The organism is Bacillus sp. 05T31 (assembly GCF_056396725.1).
In genome coordinates this window covers 1-4360 of sequence record NZ_JBFTMA010000342.1, presented here as the reverse complement: position 1 = coordinate 4360, position 4360 = coordinate 1, and the positions used below count along the sequence as shown (strand labels likewise).

Sequence of the window (4360 nt, the reverse complement as noted above, 5' to 3'; positions counted from 1 at the left end):
TGTTAATTGCCATACTGTGCCCCCTGATTCGTTCATTGCTTTATTAAAAAATAAATACTATATGAAAATATAAGCGATACGTACTATGTTTTCAAGGGCGAACGGTATATTCGAAATAAAGTGAAACTTTATTTATTCCCCTTTAACGAAAAAAATAGCACTTAAAAGTGCTATTCCGCTCTCCTTGCCGCTTGCTGAATTGGATCCCAAACGCTGTTATATGGTGGTGCGTAACTTAAGTCGACATCTTCTAAATCGTGAATGCTCATTTTATTGAAAAGTGCCATCGCAATAACATCAATACGTTTATCTACGCCCTCTTCTCCAATTACTTGACCACCTAATAATTGTTTCGTATCAGAACGATATAGTAATTTCAAGTAAAGAGGTTTGGCATTTGGGTAATAGCCCGCCATATTTGTTGAATCTACTTTGACCGTCTTATACGGGATGTTTAGCCCTTTCGCTTCTTTTTCATTTAAGCCTGTTCTTGCGAGCGTCAGATYCATAAATTTAATAATGCCYGTACCTAACGTACCTTTAAATGMYCTTCGTTTATCMAMCATATTSAGTCCRGCAAGTCGCCCTTGTTTATTCGCRGTCGTTCCAAGCGGGATATGATCATGAGTTTCCTTTATAACGTGGTAATGCGTTGCACAGTCTCCGGCCGCATATACGTCTTTCACATTTGTTTGCATATAAGTATTTACTTCAATTGCACCTTTATGATTTTTATGTACATTTGTCCCCTCAAGAAAATCAGTATTTGGCTGTACACCGACAGATACTAAAACGAGATCWGTTTTATACGTCCCTTTATCTGTTTCAATTTGTTCCACTCTTTCTTTTCCTTTAAACGCTTTTACATTCTCATTTGTTAAAATTTCAATATTATGTTTRTCTGCTTCTTTATGTATATATTCCGCCATATCGGCATCATAAATTGTGCCAATATGATCGTTTCGCTCAATCATTCTTACTTTCTTACCAAKTTCGACGAATGTTTCTGCCATCTCYAGTCCGATTGCACCGCCGCCAATAATCGTTACATCTTCAACTTTATTCGTCTCTAGCGTTTTTAATATGCGCTCAGCATCCGGAATTGTTTTTAAAAGATGAACGCCTTGCAAATCTCGCCCTTCCCATTCTGGCATAACAGGACGCACTCCAGTCGCAATTAATAAACGATCGTACGGAAATTCAAAAACATCTTTCGTCTTCGTATGTACTGCATACACAATTTTCTTTTCCGTATCTACTTTCGTTACTTCATGACGCACTTTCGCATYAATCCCATATTTATCACGAAACGTCTTTACATCGCGTGCAATTAACTTTTCAGTAGAGGCGATAACACCACTAATCACATACGGTAATCCGCACTGAGCGTATGAATAAATTTCACCTTTTTCTAACGTTACAACATTTGCCGTTTCATCGCTTCTAACAATTTGCATTGCTGCACTCATACCAGCTGCATCTCCGCCAATAATGACATAGTTCACTTTACCACTCCTTCTTTTTTACATACTCTTTACGTTTTCCATATTTTGTAGAAATAACACCTACCTCTATTGTAAAGAAAGAGAATTTCATCTTCAAATTTGGTGCACAAACATGCTTTACTAGGTAAGTGTCGTGTCTTATAAACAACATGTTTAATATGCTATAACAGTAGCTATGGAAAGTAGGTGAAACATACATGTGCGCTGGCCTTCTCGTCCAGCTTCCAGAGGAACCGATAGAACCGAGACCCGCCCTCCCGCTTGAACAAGAGTTTTCCATTAATACAACTTTATACAGTGCTCGTGCTTGGTTATCTGAYAATGACACTTTCTCACAAACTATTTGGAAAKCSWCTCGCTTYKCTTCTGCATCACACGCTCGCAAATCCATCTTCCCAGTTGGTACTGTTAAAATTGTGAACTTTTCTGAGGATACAATAACGGTTACTATATCATCAGAATCAGATGATGCTCTCAAAATAGTCGTTCCCCCTCGTTCTGAAGCTGCTTTAACGTCTAGTTCTTTATCTGATGTGCAAGCAAGTACATCAGGAGGAGCAAGTAAAGTCACATTTCTCTTTCACATCTTTTTCTCAAGGGATCCTGGTCCAGTTAAATAATCATAAAAAGGTACAGTTATGCACTGTACCTTTATCATGCACTCTATTCTCTTGATTTGATCAGTTCAACATTATAAGATTCAATATTAGTTAACACTTTCTGCTTCTTTACTACAGGATTCCCCCTCTTCGTCCCGCAGTTTTGACAAAATTGCACACTGTCTTCAAAATGAGTCCCGCATTTTGTACATACATTCATCCATTCAACCACCTTTTCGTTAGAAGCCTGTTAATCCCCCGATAAAGGTTTGGATTATCGTTTTAATGTAAGACCAAAACACGATAAACGTTGCAATTCCGATTAAAACATTTGCGATAATAAGTGTGTAAACAAGATCTACTCCGCCGTTGTCTAGTTTTAATATAGCTACAATTATACTAATTCCCATATACGTTGTAGCCAGCCCTAATAAGATTGGTAAAAAAAAGATCAATAGGAAACTAAATAGAAAAGAAAGCACTAATATAGCAATAGCTGGCGTCGCTATCGTCCCCCATATACCGAATGCTTCAAGAAAAGAAAAAGATGATTTCATCATCTTACCACTTACAAAAATAATAAATCCGACAAATAAAGTTAAAATTAATAAAAAGAAAAAGACCATTACAGATTCTCCAAAGAAAGTAGGAGTAGTTATATCTGGCACTAATGTCCTCGTAACAGTCGCCGCTGCGCTCATCATTCTATAAAAAATACATGCTCCTAAAAAACAAATAAGTACAAGGCTTGCAATTCCATTTCGCACTTCAATATTTCCACTTTTCATAACGGCCGATGGTGATTTAAAAGCATTTTTAAAGAACTGAAAATAGCCACTTGCAAATTGTTTTGCTTGCTCTACCGTTTCATTTGGGCGAGTTTCCTTTACTTGTTCCTTGCGCGATAGCTGCCCTTCTTCCTGCCCACCACTCGCTACCACTTCTTCCGTTAACGAATGTCCACAATTTCCGCAAAACCTTGCTTCCGCTGCATTTTCAGTATTACATGCCGGACATTTCATTCTCTCATCCCTCCTTAAGCATATACCTTATAGGGTGTTACAAATTCAATATATGACTTTGTACATAAAACATGACTACAAGAAAAAGAATATGAAATCCTTCTTTTAAACGAAACTATGTGTGCTAGTAATATAGAAAAATAATGTTATTATGAAACAGAGCAAATAAAGTGAAACTTTAAACAGATTGGATGAAGACAGTGGAATTTGTAAACTCGATTTTTCAAACACTCCTTACAAGYGTGATCCAATTATTTTCTTTAATTGGTGTCATCATTGTAATTGGATTTATATTAGGTTATTTAGAATCTCTCACACGAACGTATTGGTCGAGAGCTTTTGGTAGGAARGGWTTTCTTTTAACYGCATGGATYGGTGTTCCCGTTCATGAACTTGGGCATGCAATTATGTGTCTATTATTTCGTCATAAAATTGTAGCAACGCAGTTCTTCCCAACAGATACAAGTCAGGGAGCTTTAGGTTACGTMCAACATCAATACAATCAAAAAAGYRTATAYCAACGRATCGGTAATTTCTTTATCGGCATCGGYCCTATTATTTCTGGTATTACTGCCTTAATACTTTTAATGCGCTATTTCGTACCAGAGTCATATTCTTTATTTAATACAACTCTCGAAACAACAATCGCATCGACTTCTATTAACTTAGACATGATCCAAAACATGTTTTTATCAACATTCTTTTTATTAAAAAGCTTGTTTACAATGAACAATTTATTGACCCCTTCTTTTTGGTTATTTTTATTTATCGCTATTTGTATTTCCGCACATATCGCTTTRAGTAAACCAGACATTAAAGGATCAATAGACGGCGTCATCGTCATGTTTATCGTATTATTTTTATTCAATATAATAGCGGGACTGTTTCAGTACGATAGTAACCAACTAATCGGCAAAGTTATGAAATATAATATGTATCTCATTGCATTTTCTAGTGTGGCGCTTCTTTTCTCTTGTATTTCTACACTTGTGAGTTTTGGGTTTTATAAAATAAGAAGAGGGCGTTCGTTGTGAACGCCCTCTTCTCATCAATCATTTCTCTTATAATCACAATGCTCAACCGGAACACGAGCATGCCCTTCTTCATCCGTACACCATGACTGTGACTGAAAGGCAAGAAAAATACCAACCCACTCTTCCTTCTTCTCAAAGTGAATCAATATCCCACCGTCTTGCCATTTGCCATCATCACCTTGCCATTTCTCTACATTCCC

General features: G+C 36.9%; 5 protein-coding genes and 1 pseudogene. 2 read left to right on the top strand and 4 right to left on the bottom strand.

Annotation, left to right across the window (positions count from 1 at the left end):
* Window positions 1–170: 170 nt before the first annotated feature.
* Window positions 171–1505: an FAD-dependent oxidoreductase gene (locus AC1DJR_RS18795; protein ID WP_477003229.1), complete on the bottom strand. Its 1335-nt coding sequence runs from the start codon at window positions 1503–1505 to the stop codon at window positions 171–173.
* 197 nt (window positions 1506–1702) lie between these two features.
* Here AC1DJR_RS18795 and AC1DJR_RS18790 point away from each other — a divergent pair, with 197 nt between their 5' ends.
* Window positions 1703–2125 (top strand): hypothetical protein, encoded by a 423-nt coding sequence (locus AC1DJR_RS18790; RefSeq protein ID WP_477003228.1) that lies wholly within the window; start codon window positions 1703–1705, stop codon window positions 2123–2125.
* A 103-nt stretch (window positions 2126–2228) separates the two neighbouring features.
* Here the strand turns inward: AC1DJR_RS18790 and AC1DJR_RS18785 are convergent.
* Window positions 2229–2324 (bottom strand): annotated as a pseudogene (locus AC1DJR_RS18785) (zinc-ribbon domain-containing protein); the annotation flags it as partial.
* 19 nt (window positions 2325–2343) lie between these two features.
* On the bottom strand, window positions 2344–3126 hold the full coding sequence (locus AC1DJR_RS18780) for a zinc ribbon domain-containing protein (RefSeq protein ID WP_429687370.1): 783 nt from the start codon (window positions 3124–3126) through the stop codon (window positions 2344–2346).
* Window positions 3127–3326: 200 nt separating this feature from the next.
* Here AC1DJR_RS18780 and AC1DJR_RS18775 point away from each other — a divergent pair, with 200 nt between their 5' ends.
* Window positions 3327–4160: a hypothetical protein gene (locus AC1DJR_RS18775; protein WP_477003230.1), complete on the top strand. Its 834-nt coding sequence runs from the start codon at window positions 3327–3329 to the stop codon at window positions 4158–4160.
* A gap of 14 nt (window positions 4161–4174) precedes the next feature.
* Here the strand turns inward: AC1DJR_RS18775 and AC1DJR_RS18770 are convergent.
* The coding region (locus AC1DJR_RS18770) for a DUF2278 family protein (RefSeq protein WP_477003227.1) at window positions 4175–4360 on the bottom strand (186 nt) is incomplete at its 5' end.

What these genes read in the sequence shown, in the direction of transcription:
- AC1DJR_RS18780 (WP_429687370.1), bottom strand. Translation starts at nt 3,126, where the DNA reads ATGAAATGTCCGGCATGTAATACTGAAAATGCAGCGGAAGCAAGGTTT.